The organism is Sphingomonas sp. P3_C6 (genome assembly GCF_056402595.1).
Window position 1 is genome coordinate 17,233 of the sequence record NZ_JBFUHB010000020.1, and the last position, 17,606, is coordinate 34,838.

The window sequence follows — 17,606 nt, forward strand, 5'->3', positions numbered from 1 at the left end:
ACCGGTCGGTGCCGGGTCGCTCGATCATGCAGACGGCGACCATATTCATCAATCTCAATTGTCTGATCGATCTATCAGCAATTTGGATTGATCGTATCGAAGAGCCGTCCTAGTCTGCTGGCTTGTTCCGCAGCAGGTGCCGCAACATGGCGTCGGCGGCGGGGGATAGAGAGCGCGTCGCCAGCCGCGCAATCCCTATCGTCCGCTCAACCACGGGATCGGCGAGCGAGCGGGCCGCGATCCGCCCGCGCTGCAACATGTCGAGCGTCGAGCGCGGCAAAGCGGAGATCCCAAGACCGGCTTCGATCAACGCGCCGACCGTGGATAGCTGGACACATTCGTAGAGCGGTTTGACGGTGATGCTGGCCTTCGCCATCGCCACATCGGTCATCTCTCGCACGCTGCTGCGCGGTGCCATCGCGATGAAGTCATGGTCCGCGAAGATCGACCACGTCGCCGCAGAGCCGTCATCCAGCGCGCCGCCGGCTGGCACCACCAGCATCATTTCGTCCTGCAGCAGCGGGGTGAAGGTAAATTCAGCGCCGATCACCGGCGTGGTCAGCGCAAGGTCGATCTGCCGCTCCTTGAGTTGCTGGGTCAGCGTGCCCGAGATGCTGTCGCTCAGCACGATCTCGACCTGAGGGTTGGTGGTGCGGAAGCTCGCGAGGATGGGGGGCAGCAGCCCGGCGGCGACCGAAGGCAGCGCACCGATCACGACGCGCCCGCGCGCGCCGGCGAAGCTCTGTTCCAGTTCGGAAAAGGCGTGGTCGAAATCGGCGGTGAGCCGTTCGACGATCGGCAGCAGCGCCTCGCCGGCGCTGGTCAGTTCGACGTTGCGCGAGGTGCGGTCGAACAGACGTACCTCGAGTTGTTCCTCGAGCAGGCGGATCGTGCGGCTGAGCGCGGGTTGCGAGACGTTGGCGAGACGGCCGGTCTCACTGAAGCTGCGATTGTACGCAACCTGCATGAATAAGCGCAGGCTGCTCAGACTCGGTTTCCGCCGCACGGTCGCTCCCCATCGGTGATGGCCTGCACATCCGCCAAGGGACGGCACGCATGCCCTGTGCGATCATGCGGCGCGCGCCGCCGCCTGCCAAGCGCTGCCTTGCTTCAAGGATGCCAACTCGCCGGCAGCGTTCGCGCCGCGACCTGCACAGCTACGGGTTGGCCCAGCGCATCAGAGCTACTCCCGACCATTACTTTATAATCGCCGGCGGCGATCCGCCAGACGCGCTGGCGCTCATCGAAGGTCGCGAGCAGCCGCGGATCGACGCGAAGGTCCAGTGTAGCCACTGCCCCGGCGGCCAGGTCGATCTTGCGGAACGCGCCGAGCCGCTTGGGAGCCTCCCATCCCGCGCCGGAAACGTAGAGCTGCACGACCGCCTTGCCGGCGCGTGCACCGACGTTGCTCACGCTGACGCGCGCGGCGATGCCGCCGCCGGCCGCGCTGGCGCGCAAGCCGCTATACTGGAAATCGGTATAGGACAGGCCATGTCCGAACGCGAAGGCGGGATGCTGCTGCTTGAGGTCGAGCCATTTGTATCCGACCGCCGCCCCTTCTCTATATTGAACGTCGCCGGCGGCAGGCTCACCCGGCCGCGGCAGTTGCGCAACGCTCGTCGGAAAACTGATCGGCAGATGCCCGGAAGGGTTGACCCGCCCGAACAACAGGTTGGCGATCGCCGCGCCGCCCGCGGTCCCAGGATACCAGGCGGCGAGCAGTCCAGCCACCTTGCCCGCCCAGGGGGTCAGCACCGCGCCGCCACTTTCCAGCACCACCACCGTGCGCGGATTCGCCTTGGCGACGTTCTCGATCAGGACGTCCTGACCGTCGGTCAGCGCGAGCGGCACGTCGAAGCTTTCACCGGCCCATTGCGTCGCGAACACGATCGCGACATCGGCATCGCGCGCGGCGGTCGCGGCCGCTTGCGGATCCGTGCCATCGACGAACGTCACGCGCGCGTTCGGCGCCTGGCGCCGAATCGCTTCGAGCGGCGCCGACGGGTAGTACATGATCGGACCCGGCCAGAATGTCGGCTTGATCCCCGGTACGGCGTTGCCGCCGACCGGGTACACCAGCGACGACCCGCCGCCAGCGAGAACGCCCTTATCGGCATGGCCGCCGATCACCACGATCGAGCGGATCGCCGGCGAGAGCGGCAGGATCTTGCGCTCGTTCTTCAGCAGCACGATCGACTGTTCGGCGGCTTCGCGGCTGATCGTGGCGTGCTCGGCGAGCATCGCCGCGGACAGGTCCATCGGTGCGGCCGTGATCGGATGGTCGAACAATCCCTTGTCGAACATCGCGTACAGGATGCGCGAGACCATCCGGTCGAGTGCCGCTTCGCTTACCTCGCCCGAGGCGAGCGCGGATTCGAGATTCTTGCCGAAATAGGGTTCCTTGTCGAAAGGATAACCCGATTGCTGGTCGAGTCCCGCGGCGATCGCCGGCGCCGTCGAATGCGTCGCGCCCCAATCCGACATGACATAGCCTTTCCAGCCCCAGTCGCGTCGCAGCACGTCGTTTAGCAGCCAGGGACTTTCGCACGAGAACGGCCCATTGACGCGATTGTACGAACACATCACGGACCCCGGGTCCGACCCCTCGATCGCGAATTCGAACGCAAGCAGGTCGGACATCCGCGCCGCCGCCGGGTCTATGACCGCGTTGCCGGCGTTGCGATCGGTCTCCTGGTCGTTGATGGCATAATGCTTGACGGTCGAGATGATGTGGTTGGACTGAATGCCGGCGATCTGCGCACCCACCAGTGTGCCGGCGAGCAGCGGATCCTCGCCGCCATATTCGAAGTCGCGGCCGTTGCGCGGCTCGCGGGTCAGGTTGACGCCGCCGGCCAGCATGACGTTGAACCCTGACGCGCGCGCCTCCGCGCCGATCATCGCGCCACCGCGATGACCCACCGCCGGGTCCCAGCTTGCCGCGATCGCGAGATTGGAGGGGAGGGCGGTGCGCTCCCGCTTGCGTGTTGCGCCGCCCTGCGTCGCGACGCCGATCCCGGCATCGGTCTGCCATTGTGCGGGAATGCCGAGCCGGGGAATGCCCGGCACATAGCCGGCCGACCCGGCGCGCCCGGCTTCGGGGGCCTTGAACTGGCGCGGCGGGAAATCGGTCGCGAAATAGCCAAGGACCAGCGTCAGCTTTTCCGTACGCGTCATTTGCGGAACGAGCAGGGCGACACGGCGATCGGCGTTCAGGCGGGGATTTTTCCAGGGCTGCGTGCCAGCGGTGCGTAATGGAGGCGCCGGCGCGGCCGCCATCGTAAGGCATCCGGCGACCAGCAACGCGCCGCTCGTAAGGGCCAGTGCGCGGATATATGCCGTCATTTCATCTTCTCCCCGATCATCCGTCGCTCGTCATGGTCTCCCGGAACGTCCGACCTGGACCAGACGCATGGGGAGCAACGCGAGCGCGTGTTGGCATCGGATCATCAGTAAACCGAATGATGCGTCCAAGAGAATATTCTTATGGATCGATAAGAAATTTACATCGATAACCATATGTAGATCGATAACGCATGTGAATAGGTCGATCGGCAAATTCTATTTTATTATTACATTCCCCTGTCGCAAACCGAAATCGGGACGGTGACCTGATTGTTCGGACAGTAGAAGCGCCGCCAGCGCGGACGACGCTACCGAGCCTGTTTGCCGGCTGCCATAGAGGAGGTGCGTGACACCTCCCATGCGCTCAGGGGGAGGGTTTGATGAATTTCGATACTCGGTTCGTTCGCGTTGGCGCCAGCACAACCGCGCTTGGCATTGCTCTCGGCCTGGCGCTACCCGCACTGGCGCAGCAGGCGCCGGGGAATACCGCGCCGCCCGGGAACGTCGAGCAGGCGCAGCCCACCCCCGATGAGCAGGCCGCGCCGACTGCCGCCGATCCGGCTGTGGCATCGCAGGGCGCGTCCGAAAGCGCGGACGATCAGGCCAAGGATATCATCGTCACCGGCACCAACATCTCGGGCGTCAAGCCGGTGGGGTCGCAAACGATCGCGATCGACCGGGCGCAAGTGCTGGCGACTGGTTATACCAACGTAAACGACGTGCTGCAGACCCTGCCCCAGGTGCAGAACAATCCCAATTCGGGTGGAGGCGGCCCGGTATATCGCCAGGGTGGTACGTCGGGCTATGGCGGCAACGCGACCCAAGGTACCGCGATCAATCTGCGGGGCCTCGGCACGGCGGCAACGCTGACGCTGGTCGATGGGCGGCGCGTCGTGCCGAGCGGTGCGGCGAGCACGTTCACGGAATCGATCCAGATCCCGGTCGCGGCACTCGAACGGATTGAAGTTGTCAGCGACGGAAATTCGGCGATCTATGGATCGGACGCTATTTCCGGCGTAATCAACTATGTGCTGCGCAAGCGGTTCGACGGCTTCGAGGTTTCGGGGCGCGACACGTTCGACCGGTACCACAATGTCTGGGGCGCCTCCGGCACGGCGGGCAAGAGCTGGGAAACGGGCAGCCTGATCGCCACCTACGATTACGAACGACGCCAGCCGTTCGCCAATGGCCGGTCCAAGTTCCTGCGCAACGACCTTTCGCCGCTGGGCGGCGTCGATGCGCGCGCCAACAACGCCACCATCGGCGTCTCGACGCCCACGCTGATCGTCGGCGGCAACGGTGTGCCGTACAGCTATTACACCATCCCGACCAATGCCGCGCCGGGTACGACCTTCGCGCAGCTCACTCCAGGCGCCAATCTGGTCGACCAATCCTATTACAACGATTACCTCGGCCGCCAGACGCGCCATCAAGCCGCGGTCTTCTTCAACCAGGAGCTGGCGCCGACGCTGTCGGTCTATCTCGAGTCCTTCTATACCAAACGCGACACGCAGAGCCGCAGCTACGGCAATTCGCGCGTCGGCAACAACATCCAGGTGTGCCAGGGCAGCCCCTATTACATCGCCGGCGCGCCTGCTTCGGCGTCTGCCGCGACCGCCGACTGCGGCGGCGCGCTCGCTCAGACTATCGCGGTCAATCCTCTGACCTTCTTCGGCGGGCAGGCGATCACGTCGAACCCGACCGAAACGATCAGCGTCACGGGCGGGATCACCGGCCATTTGCCGCACAGATGGAAACTCGACACCTATTTTACCTACGGCCACGATTCGACCTGCGGTATTTGCAATCTTACCGGCAACGCCAATGGCGCGGCGCTCTACAAGCAGATCACTGCCGGCAATATTAATCCCTACACCCCGAGCCAGCTAACCAGCGCCCAATATGCCACCTTCTACGGTGYCAATACGCAATATTCGTACAACACATTCTACGACTCGGTGATCAAGCTCGACGGTCCGCTTTTCCGCCTTCCGGCCGGGGACTTGCGTGCGGCGTTCGGCGGCGAGCTCGCCTATAACCGGCAGCATCTCGTCAACGGCAGTAACAACGCCTTCGAGAATGATCGCACCAACAATAGCTTCGCGGTCACCAACAACAGCACGGTGCACCGCAGCACGGCATCGCTGTTCGGCGAACTGTTCGTGCCACTGATCGGCGCGGACATGCACATCCCCCTGGTGCAGGAACTGAACATAGACGCGGCATTCCGCTACGACAATTATTCCGATTTCGGCAGCACCACCAACCCGAAGATCGGCGGCACCTGGACGGTCAACGATTTTCTCTCGATCCGCGGGTCGTGGGGTACGTCGTTCCGCGCGCCGGCGCTGACGGACACCAACCCCAACAATTATTCCTCGGCGGTGAGCGGGTTGCCCTTCGCCAATAATTCGGGGCGAGCTGATATCGGGTTTCTCTATCCCGGCAATAGCAGCACCTATCTGCTGCTCGGCGCGAACCGCGATCTCAAGCCCGAAACGGCGACGACCTGGTCGGCCGGCTTCGACGTAAAACCGCGTGGCTCGGGCTTCAGCTTCTCGGCGACATATTACAACACGCGCTACGCCAACCAGATCGTCGGTCAGAATGTCGGCCTGTTCCTGTCGAGCCCGGCCAATGCCGCGCTCTATAGCAAATATATCATCCCGGTGAACAACCCGGCGACTTGTGTGAACAACAATCCCGCGACCTATGACCCGGTGCTGGCGCGGTTCATCGCGTCGAACCCCGCGCTCTACAACACGCCGATTCTCAGCACGTGCACCGTCAACGTGATCCTCGACGCGCGGTCGGCAAATGCGTCGACCACCTTTCAGGATGGTCTCGATTTCCAGTTGGCATATCGCTTCACCACCGGTGTCGGCACCTGGAATGTCGGCGGCGGCGTGACCAAGATCCTCGACCAGACGCTGCAGACGGTTCCCGGCGGAGCCACCATAAGCGTGCTCGATACCTATTATTATCCGGTGAGCCTGCGCGGCCGCGCGCAGCTCGGCTGGAGCCATGGCCGGATCGGCGCCAATCTCTTCGCGACCTATGTCGGCTCTTATACCAACACCATCCCCATCACTGGCCGGCCTCAGACCAAGGTCCCGTCCTGGACGACGGTTGATCTCGGCCTCACCTATGCGATTCCCAAGGACAGCGGTATTCTCGGCGGCGTACGGCTGAGCGCCAATATTCAGAACATCGCCGATCGCGACCCGCCGCTGGTGCTGACCCAGCCGGGCAACAATTATGGCGCCTATGATCCGTCGAATGCCAATATCTTCGGCCGCATCGTCACGTTTCAGGTTACAAAGGTTTTCTGACTTTCCGGCGACCGCCCGCCCCGCGGTCGTCTTTCTCTTCAACGCGGAGCGTTCGACATGACATCGCAGCATCGACTTATCGTCCTGGCAGCAGCGCTCGCACTGAGCGTGCCGGCAACGCTTCCCGCGCAGCCCAACGCGGCGCCGATCGTCCAGACCGACACCGGCCTCGTGAGCGGCGCGACGACCGACGGCATCGATAGCTGGAAGGGCATTCCCTTCGCCGCCCCGCCAATCGGCGCGCTGCGCTGGCGCGCGCCGCAGCCCGCCGCCGCCTGGCAAGGCGTGCGCGACGCGACCGCCTATTCGCACGACTGCATGCAGGTGCCGTTCGGGGGCGATGCCGCGCCGCTCGGGACCACGCCCGCGGAGGATTGCCTGTACGTCAATGTGTGGAAGCCCGCTGCCGCCAAGGCGAAACTGCCGGTGATCCTGTGGATCTATGGCGGCGGTTTCGTCAACGGCGGCGCCTCGCCGCCGACCTATTCGGGCGCCAACATCGCCAGGCAAGGCGTGATGTTCGTCAGCTTCAACTACCGTGTCGGTCGCTTCGGCACCTTCGCGTTGCCGCAATTGACCAAGGCCAATCCCGATGGTGGCCGGATCGGCAATTACGGGATCATGGACCAGATCGCCGCGCTCCAATGGGTGCAGAAAAACATTGCCAAGTTCGGCGGCGACCCGTCGAACGTGACGATTATCGGCGAGAGTGCGGGCGGCATGTCGGTCCATGCGCTGGTGACGTCGCCACTCGCGACGGGCCTGTTCCAGAAAGCGATGGTGATGTCGGGCGGCAACGGCAAGTCCGATCCGAGCAAAACACTCGCCTCGGTCGAGCAGATCAGCATGGATTTCGCCAAATCGCAGAACATCGATCCGAACGCGTCCGACGCCCTCGACAAGCTGCGCGCGCTCAGCGCCGAGCAGGTGACCGACGGGCTCAGCATGATGCAGATGTTCCGTCCCAAGCCGGGGCCCGTGACCTATAGCGGCCCGTTCGTCGACGGCACGGTGATCGTCGACAACGGCGCGGCCTATGCGTCGGGGCGCTTTGCGAAGGTGCCGATCGTGATCGGCGCGACCAGCGCCGACATGGGCGGCAAGGGCGGCTTCATGATCGCCGGCGCGCGCGATGCTTCCGCCGCGATCGCGCAGAAGGGCGTGCCGGTGTGGGAATATCGCTTTTCCTATGTTGCTGATTCAGTCGGCCAGCCGGGCGCACAGCATGCCACCGACATCCCGTTCTTCTTCGACACGACCGCGATCAAATATGGCGACAAGACCACGCCGAAGGATATCGCGATCGGCAAGACGATCAGCGGTTACGTCGTCAACTTCGCCAAGACGGGCAATCCCAACGGGGCGGGGCTGCCGGCATGGCCGCGCTACGCCCGTGCCACCGACATGCTGATGGACTTCGGCGCTGACGGTAAGGCGACGCCGCAGCGCGATCCATGGGGTGCACAGATCGACGGCGAGCAAACGCGGATGCAGGCGGCGCTGCAATCGGGGCATTATAATACGCTGACTACCCCGCTCGGCACGTTGCTCGACGATCCCGCGGCCCACGCCGTACTCGCCCGGCAGCTGCCCGACCTGCTCAAAAGCCCGCAGCTCGACATGGGGCGTGGCATGACGCTCGCGGCGCTGCAGGCCTATATGCCGCAGCAACTCACAGACGCGAAGCTGAGCACAATCGATGCCGATCTGGCCAGCGTACCTGTGCAGAAAAAATAGTCTGCCATCATCGGCCAAAATTGAAGAAATGGCTCAGGAACAGGTTCTGAGAAATGGATAAGACGTCGGTTTTTTCGTTGAACAATAGCGGCTCGACGGCGGTCGAGGCATGTCGCCAGATCGGGATTGCCGAGCAGACGCTGTCGATCCACTCAGCGTCATCCCCGAAGGACGAGCAGCGGCTGACGGCCGACATTCGGCTGCGCCCGCATCATCGCGGGCATGTTTAGTCCTATGACTTCAGTCAAGGTTTCTGGTGTAAGTTCAATGGCTTAAAAATAGTGGAGCCGAGAACCACGGCTCCACCACTTTTTCAAAAAATTCTAGAAACGCCCGGATTTCCGGGGCACCAACCCCGACGCGGCCAATATGGCGTCCGCGAGGGGCAGCCGCTCAGCGATCGAGCCGGTTATCTCGGTGTAGGGCACACCTTCGGCCGCTAGCGCCTGCGCATAATGGTCGTGCTGGCGCTGCCTGAACGCTGCGTCACGGCGTGTTCCGTCCTGCACGAAATCGAAGTCGGGCGCGCAAAGCAGGATATGGTCGTACCGCCGCTTTGCCATCGTGCCGAGCGCCGGGTCGACCCGCCCAAACATCGCCTCGCTGTAAAAGGCGGTGACCAGCGGCGTTGTATCGCAGAACAACCAACGCCTTGCGGATAGCGCCGCCGTCTCTTCGCGGGCGATCTGTTCGACCGCGATGGCGTGCAGGTCCTCGAACAGCAGGGCGCCGTCGCGTGCGATCCATAGCTCGCGGCCATATTCCGGCACCCAGATCGTCTCGTGCCGCTCGGCCAGCAACCGGGCCAGGGTCGTCTTCCCGCTCGATTCGCCGCCGATGATGCCGATCCGCTTGATCAGGGAGGACCGCACGGGGCCGGGAAGGAAGTCCGATAGCGCATCAGGGTCATGTCGAATCGCGCTGCCGGACACCGGCGTCGTCGCGCGGGCCGGATCATAGGCGAGGTGCTCGATATGATGATGCGGGGCGGCATGCTCGCGGAAATAGCGTGTCAGGCTGGCGGCAAAGCCGTCGCCATAGGATTCGCTGGTGAACACCCGGTCGATCGAGAGCCCGAGCATCCGGTGGCAGACCCAGGCGCAGAATTCGCGGTGGACTTCCTCCGGCGCATCGTTGGTGGGGAGTACGCGCGCACTGCTACCAGTCCGCAGTGCGAAATCGGAAAGCACCGAGTCGTCAAGCACCAGCCGAATCGCCTCGGGGAAAAGCGCCTCGAGCCAGCTGGCCCTCAGTGCCGGCGGATAAGCGGGAAATTCCGGCCTGGTGTAGCTCAGGATGACCAGTCGGTCGCACTGCGCTCCGGCAAATTCGATCAGCCGTTGATGGCCGAGATGCAGCGGGCAGAATTTGCCGACGACCAGGCCGGTCAGCACGCCGCCATCTCCCGGCGCCAGCGCCAATAGCCGTACAGTGCGTTGACCCAATAGGCCGCATAGAGCGCGGCGGTGAGGTACAGGCCGCGCGAGGCATAGAGCGGAACGGCGATCGTATCGACTGCAAGCCACACCAGCCAGGTCTCGACCCTGCGCCGCACCAGCAGCAATTGCGCGACGAGGCTGAGCACCAGCACGGCCGAGTCGACGAAGGGCGCATAGGCATCGGTGAAGCGGTGCAGCACAGCCCCGTAGCCGAAAGTGACGACCACCCCGAGAACAGCCATCCAGGCGAGATCGGGGAGTGGGGCATGGCTGATCGGCAGCGGTGCACCCGTCATGCCGCGCACCCATAGTCGCCAACCGGTCACGCTGGTCACGATAAAGACCAGTTGCAGCGTAACGTCCGCGTAGAGCTGGGTCGTGTAGAACAGCATTGCGAACAGCAGGCAGCCGATTATTCCGGTCCACCAGGTATGCACGCTGTTGCGGCCGGCCAGAAGGATCGAGACGGTCGCAGCCAGATTGGCGGCTACCTCGAGCGGCGTCATGCCGCGCCGCTTCCGGGCAGATCCGACGTATATTGCAGGATCTTGCTCTCATCGCCGAGGGGCTCGACCGAGATCGGAAGGTCACCCAACACGCCGCGGAGAAGCGTCTCGGCAGTGGGCGCCTCCGGCAGGGCGTGGTGTGAAAGGCGCAGGGTCACGAAACCGCTCGCCGCCTGATGCACGCTGAATTGTGCCGCGGTGATGGGCTTCAGCGCATGGCTGATGTCGATATTGTTGATCCAGCCACCATCGCTGGTGCGGAACCGGATCGGACGCCGCCCTGACAGTCCGATCAGGACCGGCTCGTCGGCAACCCGGGCGAGGGATGCAGTGTCACCGGTTCGATACCTTACCAGCGGAAGGCAGAAATTGAACCCGCCCGTCACGCACACCTCGCCTCGCTCTCCCTCGGGCGCCACATGGCCGTCGTCATCGACGATCTCGACATGAAGCTTGGGCTGGAGCAGTACATGGCCGCCCGCAGCCCGATCGGCCACCGCGATCGGACCGACCTCGTTCATCGAATAGAGATCTAGCACCGGGCAGCCGAAACGACGTTCCAGCGCCGAGCGCAGCCCGTCGGTCAGCATCATCGCCACCGACAGCAGCGCGCGGGGCCGGGTATGCACCGGCAGGTCGAGCAGGCTGGCAAAGGATATCGGGTCGCCGGCGATCACCTCCGGCGCCAGCGCGTCGAGATAGCGCGCCCGGTCGTCCGGATCGCGCCAGTCGTCAGGATGCAGATTGATCTTCGCTAGCCCGGCCTCGTCCATCGTCGGCGTCACCGAGACATAGGTGAAGCAGCGTTGCTGATGGCCGAGCAGCACTACCCCGATCTCTCCGCGGCCGGCCCTCAACGTCACCCCGAACCGACGTAGCGCGCGCTTGTGGAAGGCGAGATAGCGCGCGGCGACCACAGGGTGCGACGCGATCAGGAGCGGATGACCGGTGGTGCCGGTCGTGCGGAAATTGATCAGCCGGTCAACCGGTACGTCATCGGGCACGAACGCAGCGATGTCATGCGCCAGATCGGCACGCGAGGTCGTTGGAACATCGGCCAAGCTTGCGGGCGCCGCGCCGCGCGCCCTGAAGAACGGAACGTGGCGATAGGTGTCGGCAAGGAACGGCGCGACCCAGGCGGGGGGGCGGCCGGGGAGTCCGTCGATGGTCGCGGCCAGCGTCTCCCGTTCGAACGCCGCCAGGCCTGCCAGGTCCTCCGCAAGCAGGCGGTTGCCGCTGCGGTTGCGGTAGATCGGGGCGGCGGGGTGCTCGGTCATCCGCAGCAGCAGAGCGCGCCCGGCGTCGCTCAGCATCGGATAACGTTCGGCATCGGTCGGGTCGCTCATTCTCGGGTATATTTGTCGGCCGACTCTTCGGCCGCCTTGCGGATCAGTGCCTCGCGGACCAGCCGGGCGCGTTCCTCGGCCGCGCGGCTGGCGCTGATCAACCGTTGCCGTTCGGTCGCGCTGACCGACGACAACCGGTCGGCCGCCTGTCGTTCATCCTCGCCCTCAGGTAGCAGGTTCAGCACTGCCAACGCTGTCCGCGCCAGTTCCTCGCGCCGCTCGGCGTCCTCGACAAAAGCCTGTGCAAGGGCGGTCGCGGCAAGCTCGGTCACCGTGTCGCCGAGCAGGTCTGTCATCGCGCCGGGCGTCGGCGCATGGCTGACCCAGTCGTCTGCGAGCAGCCAGACGACGACGGCGGCCAGCATCAGCCGGTTCCGCTCTGCCGGACGTTGCGTCGAGAAACGGTCGAGCACACTCCGGTCGGCCGGTACGCCGGCGCTGCGCAGCAGGTCGCCCACCAGCGCAGATGTCACGACGGTACCGGTGCCGCCGATGCGCGGTTCGGCCAGGAACTCGCCGGGCGTTTCGGCGATCCTGCGCATCAGGCGTTCGAGTGGTGGTCCCGGCGTCATGCGGCGAACTTTGCAAAGCGTTGGGTGGAAGGGCAATCGTTACACGCGGCACAGCGCGCGGCCGCGTCCGCCGCGACGAACCGGTCATGCAGTCCGTCGATATCGCCAGTCGTGCGAAGCGAGGCGAGGGGAACGCCATAATCGCCGGTGCTGAAACTGCATGGCGACAGGCGACCCCGTTCGTCGATGAACAGGAAGTCGCGGCCGAGTTCGCAATCGCCGACAGACAACGGCTCACCAACGGCACTCGCGCGTAACCGGTGGAGATAGAGCGGGTCGGCGCATAGTCGTACGCCGCGCGCGGCCAGCCGATGCACCAGTTCGGGCAGTTCGGCCGAAAGCGTCGCGATATCGACTGGCTGGAGCCGCTGTGCGGGGAAGAATTCCGGGCGATCGCGCCCCCCCAGCTGATTGAAGGTGATTTCGTCGACGCCCCAGTCGCAAAGCGAATCACACAGCGCGGCGAAATGGGGGCGGGTCTCGCGCATCAGCACGACATTGACGCGCAGTCTGAGCGACGATCCGCTGGCCCGCCGCTCCTCGACCAGCCGCTCTACCCCATGCTTTACCCGCGCAAAGGCCGAATTTTCGCCGCGCATCCGGTCGTGTATCTGATCAGGACCATCGACACTCACCGTCAGTTCGGCAAAATTCTTCAGGATGGCCGCGCGCGCTTCGGGGCGATGCAGCGTGCTGCCATTGGTCGTTGCGCTGATCCGGAGGTGCGGCCCGGCCAGCGCAGCGGACAATGGCAGGATCGGTTTCCAGAGCAACGGTTCGCCGCCGAGCCAGCTCAGCAGCACGCGACGGTCCCGGGCTTGCGCCCATTGGCCGAGCAGGCGCCCGAAACGCTCCGCCTCGCCTGCGGCGACATCCTCCCGGAAGCCGCCGGTGCTGCGATCATAGGCGCAGAACCCACAGGCATAATTGCACCGCGTGGTGACCCGCCACAGCACGATCACGCTGCGACATCCGCATAACGTCGCCGCGCGAAGCTGCGCGCGAAATCGACCAGGTCCTGCAACTGCGTGACCGCATGGATGTCCCAGCCCTGTTCGTCGCGCGCACGATCCAAGACCAGCCGGTCCGGATGATCGGCCTTCATTCCCGGATACAGGTTCAGCGCCATCGTACCGCCGGCCCGGCCCTTGGCGAGGGCCATGGCGGAGACGTCCCATCCGCTCGTACCGCGTTCGTCGCTGTCGAACATGGTGGTGATACCGTCGTCGGATATCATCAGGATATGCGCCGGCCGCGACGTCTTGCTGCGTGTGGCGAAGGTGTCGCGCAGACGGTGGATCGGGAAAGCGGTGGCGCCGCCATAGTAACCGACCAGGATCGAGAGGATCGCCTTCTCGTCGCGCACGAAGCCGGTGGTCCCCGTCCACTGGTTCTTGCCGCTCCACAGCGTCGCCTGGACACGTGACCCGGCCTTGAGCGCGGACAATGCGATCACCGCGCCCGCCAACGTCAGGTAGGACGTGAAGCGCCGCGGATCGGGCATCGATCCCGAGCTGTCGACATAGAGATCGAGATCGACCGGCTCGGGCCGTCCCGGCGGACCCGGCTCGCGGCCATAGACCCGGCGGACGGTCGTCACCCCCGGTACCACGACCGGCGACTGGGCGGCCGTCTGCAGCCAGTCGATCTCGTCGAGTGGATCGCCCAGCGACCATGGCTCGACCCCTTCGAGCTGGGGCTCGTCGGACATGGTGCCGGGGCGTGTCGGGAAAGGCACGAGCAACGGCAGCGCGCGCTCGCGATAATAACGGATCGCAATCTCCTCGTCCGACAGGTCGAGTCCCGCGGCGCGCAATATCTCGCCATAATCGAACGGCTCGCGCGCCTGGCCAGCGGCGCGGCGCTGAACGTCCGAAGGTTCGGCGGGCTTGGAGCGTTCGCCATCAGCCTCGGCCTCGATGCCGCCTGTCACCTTCGCATCGCGCGAGGGATGAACGACGCCATCGGCCTCGTCCCTCTCGACCTGCTGCGCCCCCGTCGGGTCGGCGCCCAGCGCCGCGCTTCGCGTGTCGTGCAAGCGGCGCAGCGCCGAGTCCTTCTCCACATCCTCGGCGAGATAGGGTAGCACCAACGTCGCGAAACGCCCCGCCGCATACATCCAGTCGCGTGCGTAGACGCGAATCAACCGCGCGCCGAGCCAGGCGTCGCCCTCGATCTCGGCATCGCCGCGCGGCCCGCCAAGGCTGCCCTTGTCGAGCGACCAGAGCGATTCGTAGATGCCGACATACAGCGTCCACAAGCGGCTTCGCGCGCCGCGCTCGGCCTGGGCCATCCGGTGATAGACACCCGCCATGTCGAGCCCGGCCTGTCGCTGCAACCGGTCGTTAATCAGCAGGTCCGTGTAAAGATTGGCGACCATCGGCGCGTGGCGCTCGAGCGTCGGCAGGGCACGGCGCAGGCGAGCGATGAGGCGGAAACTGTCGGTTGCGCTCGCCGGGGCCAGCACATGATGGCCGATCTCATGCGCCAATATCTCGGTCGCGTGATCGTCGAGCCCAAGCGACGCGATTGCCTCCAGGTCGATCACCACGCTCTTGTCGACCAGCCGGATCATGGCGAAGGCACCCGCCAGGCCCTCCTTTGCCGCCATCACGCTGGAATCGCAGAGCTGCGGGTTCCGCAGCCGGGTAAACCGGCTCCACGCTGCAAGGGCCTCGGGCCAGGCTGACTGCCACAGCGCGATGCGGTCGGCGGTGCTCAGGGCAGCCGCCACGGCAGGATCTGCACGAAATGGCTATAGGGCGAGACGATCGCTATCCCGTTTCGGGCGATCGCGGCGCTCAGTCCCTCCGCCGGCAGGTCTATCGGGATGGTGCGGTCACCGGCGACAACGGCGCCGCCCCGAATCTCCGCGCCCGTCGCATCGGCGCCGTCGAATTCCTCCTTCGCTGCGGGATGCAGCGTCGCGCCCCAGGCGTCGGCCACCAGCAATCCGGTGCGCTCGCCCGAGCGCACGAAGAAGCCCTGCGTCCCGGCCCTGACACGGGGCGGCTCGGCGAACGGTCCGCCGAAACCGGCAAAGCCGCCAAAGCGGATGCACGGGGTATCCTCATCGGGCGTCCACCATGGATTCGCGACGAGTGCTGCCCGGACCTCAGCCCATCTGCCGGAGGCACCGATCGCCGCCAGCGCCAGCGCGTCGGGTAGCCCGTCGGCCGCGGCAAGGGCACCTTCACGAAAATGCGCCATGCCGGATCGCCAGGCGATCACCTGCCCGGTCGCGGCGAGCGTATCCGCCTCGATCATCGGTGCGACGGCGATCATGCGCTCGATCCACTCGTCGGCGCGTGCGCCGGCAGTCGCCGCGATCGTCAGGGCAGCGTTGGTCAGCATGCCGAGTGTCGCGAAGGGCCGCCCCGCGACCGGAGCGGCAAGCCGCGGCGCCACCTCGCTCCACACGCGATCGAGCAGCGCCTTGCGACTTGCCGCCATGGCCTGGCCGGCGAGCATAACCAGCAGGTCGAACCCTGCCTCGACCGTAGCACCTACCCGATCGGGCGAAATCGCCTCCACCGCCGCCGCCACCGGATCGAGCCGCACCCGGATCATGTCGCTCAGCGCGTCGGTGTCGAATCCCGACCGCGCCCGTCGCGCCGCCGCAATCCGGGCGTTGAACTGCGGGCGTCCGGCCGCCAGCGTCCGGGCGAGCACAGGCGACAGGGGCATCAGCGATTGCCGAGCCAGGCGAGGTAATTGGTGTAGCGCTGGTGCAGATATTTCAGGTGGAGCAGCTCGTCATAGAGCGGCCCGTAAAGCTTGCGCCCCACCGTCCGCTCTGTCACCAGCCGCTCGATCCGGGTCAGCCGGGCGCGCACCTCGCGCGCGCCGAGCCCTTCCAGCCCGACTGCGAACTCGTCCGCCAGCGCCCGCACGGGATCGTCGCGATCGAGGTCGAGCCTGTCATATTCCTCGCACGACATGTCGAACAGTCGCCGCAGCCAACCGACCAGATCGGTGCGATAGGCCGCATTCTCGGGCAGCGCGAAGAAGGGCGCGTCGGGGTCGGGGCGCAATTTGTCGCGAAGCACGAAGGGCAGGATCTGACGCACATCCTCGAGCGACACCGAATCCTCACCCCGGAAAAAGGCGAGCGCCTTGGCGAAATTGGCGAGCGTCATCAGATTGCGCACCGACAGGCCGTTCATGGTCTGCGTGCCGATATCCTTCAGCCGGTCGCGCCCCGAATCCGCCGCGGTCACCTGCACCCAGTCGACACCGGAAAGGCGCGCTGTGTCCTTGGTCATATGCTCGGCCGCCGCCCCCGCGGTCTCAAGAAACTCGAACTGGCTGGCGAAGAATTCGATGCGCCGGCGCACCTCGGGGGGCACCGCTACGCCGCGCACCGCCTCGATCATCTGCTTGATCTCGGCTTCGTCGAACACGATCTCGCGCGGTACGACATCCTCGGGCCGGACATTCTCCTCGATGCGCAACAGCAGATCGTCGAGGAAGCGTGGGTTGAACGCCAGCGCCTGGACGATCACGTCGACCCGGTCGCGCAAAGCCTCGATCACCTGGTAGGTGCCGCCGCCCGCGTCGTCGTTCGCCGTCAGATACCAGGCGGCCGGCGGACATTCGTAGATCTGGCCCAGCACCTCGGCATAATTGTCGCCCATCACCGTCAGCAACGCGCTCTGCGTGCGGGTGGGGATCCGGTTATATTCGTCGACGATCTTCACCCGCATGCCGAGCCAGGGCCGCCACGCGATGCGGATCGCATCGACGCTCTGCGCAGAAACGAGATCGGCGGGCAGGGGATTGCCGAGCAGATCGGCGATCGTCATCTGCGGGTGGCCGTGCTGCATCGCCCGGCGCACCTCGCGCACCGGATATCCGGCCAGTACCCCCATCAGGATCGCGCTTGCCGTCTTGCCGCGGCCGGGACCGCCGACGAACAGGCATTTGCCCTGTGCTGCAAAGGCCAGCAGGGGTAGCAGGGCATAGCTGGAATAGCTTTGTGCAGAGGGCAGGGTGAGCAGCGTGCGGCTGTCGCCGATGCGGAATTCCGGAGACGGCCCGTCCTGATATTCGATGTCGTAATGCGGGCTGATGATCGCCGTGTTGACGATCCAGAAATAGGCCTGGCGCAGTTTCTCGTCGAGCCGTGCCTGGCCCGGCTCGGCCGCCGGTTTGACGGTGATGGGCCCGTCATAAAGCTCGGCTATGTCGAAGACGCGCGCCGCCGGCGCGACCTGGGGCGCAGTCGGCGACTGGGACACCCGCTGGAAGAATGGAAAACGCGCCACGCGCCGACGATACCGCCACCGCGCGACGACGCAAGGCGACATCGCCGGGTCGGATCGTGCGACGG

Annotated in this window: 13 protein-coding genes; 2 read left to right on the plus strand and 11 right to left on the minus strand. The window is 65.2% G+C overall.

The genetic code is table 11. The features are described from left to right. Positions 1–109: 109 nt before the first annotated feature. Positions 110–1,006 carry a LysR family transcriptional regulator gene (locus tag AC1DT7_RS17225; protein ID WP_478037275.1) on the minus strand — a complete coding sequence of 299 codons (897 nt, stop codon included), beginning with the start codon at positions 1,004–1,006 and terminating at the stop codon, positions 110–112. A 104-nt stretch (positions 1,007–1,110) separates the two neighbouring features. Next, a complete protein-coding gene (locus AC1DT7_RS17230) occupies positions 1,111–3,342 on the minus strand; it encodes a beta-glucosidase (protein ID WP_478037276.1) in 2,232 nt (743 codons plus the stop codon). A 380-nt stretch (positions 3,343–3,722) separates the two neighbouring features. Between AC1DT7_RS17230 and AC1DT7_RS17235 the strand changes: the two genes are divergently transcribed. Together AC1DT7_RS17235 and AC1DT7_RS17240 are read left to right on the plus strand one after the other, a co-directional pair. Further along, on the plus strand, positions 3,723–6,674 hold the full coding sequence (locus AC1DT7_RS17235; RefSeq protein ID WP_478037278.1) for a TonB-dependent receptor plug domain-containing protein: 2,952 nt from the start codon (positions 3,723–3,725) through the stop codon (positions 6,672–6,674). 57 nt (positions 6,675–6,731) lie between these two features. After that, entirely contained in the window at positions 6,732–8,411 is a 1,680-nt protein-coding gene (locus AC1DT7_RS17240; RefSeq protein WP_478037280.1) for a carboxylesterase/lipase family protein, read from the plus strand. 7 nt (positions 8,412–8,418) lie between these two features. On the opposite strand, the gene AC1DT7_RS17245 is transcribed toward AC1DT7_RS17240, so the two are convergent. The 9 genes from AC1DT7_RS17245 to AC1DT7_RS17285 all read right to left on the minus strand — a co-directional run bounded on the left by AC1DT7_RS17245 (position 8,419) and on the right by AC1DT7_RS17285 (position 17,541). Continuing rightward, positions 8,419–8,607, minus strand: a complete 189-nt coding sequence (locus AC1DT7_RS17245) for a hypothetical protein (protein WP_478037282.1) — start codon at positions 8,605–8,607, stop codon at positions 8,419–8,421. A gap of 127 nt (positions 8,608–8,734) precedes the next feature. Beyond that, complete coding sequence (locus tag AC1DT7_RS17250; RefSeq protein ID WP_478037283.1) at positions 8,735–9,805, minus strand: AAA family ATPase; 1,071 nt, start codon at positions 9,803–9,805, stop codon at positions 8,735–8,737. Beyond that, entirely contained in the window at positions 9,799–10,356 is a 558-nt protein-coding gene (pnuC, locus tag AC1DT7_RS17255) for a nicotinamide riboside transporter PnuC (RefSeq protein WP_478037285.1), read from the minus strand. Before pnuC ends, AC1DT7_RS17250 begins: the two co-directional genes overlap by 7 nt. After that, on the minus strand, positions 10,353–11,702 hold the full coding sequence (locus tag AC1DT7_RS17260; protein ID WP_478037286.1) for an AMP-binding protein: 1,350 nt from the start codon (positions 11,700–11,702) through the stop codon (positions 10,353–10,355). The genes pnuC and AC1DT7_RS17260 overlap by 4 nt, the downstream gene beginning before the upstream one ends. Continuing rightward, the gene (locus AC1DT7_RS17265) at positions 11,699–12,274 is read right to left on the minus strand and encodes a hypothetical protein (protein WP_478037287.1); all 576 of its coding nucleotides are present in this window, start codon (positions 12,272–12,274) and stop codon (positions 11,699–11,701) included. The genes AC1DT7_RS17260 and AC1DT7_RS17265 overlap by 4 nt, the downstream gene beginning before the upstream one ends. Then, positions 12,271–13,236, minus strand: coding sequence for a radical SAM protein (locus AC1DT7_RS17270; RefSeq protein WP_478037288.1), 966 nt, complete (start codon positions 13,234–13,236; stop codon positions 12,271–12,273). The genes AC1DT7_RS17265 and AC1DT7_RS17270 overlap by 4 nt, the downstream gene beginning before the upstream one ends. Then, positions 13,233–15,008: a hypothetical protein gene (locus AC1DT7_RS17275; RefSeq protein ID WP_478037289.1), complete on the minus strand. Its 1,776-nt coding sequence runs from the start codon at positions 15,006–15,008 to the stop codon at positions 13,233–13,235. Before AC1DT7_RS17275 ends, AC1DT7_RS17270 begins: the two co-directional genes overlap by 4 nt. Then, positions 14,993–15,961 (minus strand): hypothetical protein, encoded by a 969-nt coding sequence (locus AC1DT7_RS17280; RefSeq protein WP_478037290.1) that lies wholly within the window; start codon positions 15,959–15,961, stop codon positions 14,993–14,995. The genes AC1DT7_RS17275 and AC1DT7_RS17280 overlap by 16 nt, the downstream gene beginning before the upstream one ends. Further along, positions 15,961–17,541: an AAA family ATPase gene (locus AC1DT7_RS17285; RefSeq protein ID WP_478037291.1), complete on the minus strand. Its 1,581-nt coding sequence runs from the start codon at positions 17,539–17,541 to the stop codon at positions 15,961–15,963. The genes AC1DT7_RS17280 and AC1DT7_RS17285 overlap by 1 nt, the downstream gene beginning before the upstream one ends. Positions 17,542–17,606 lie beyond the last annotated feature (65 nt).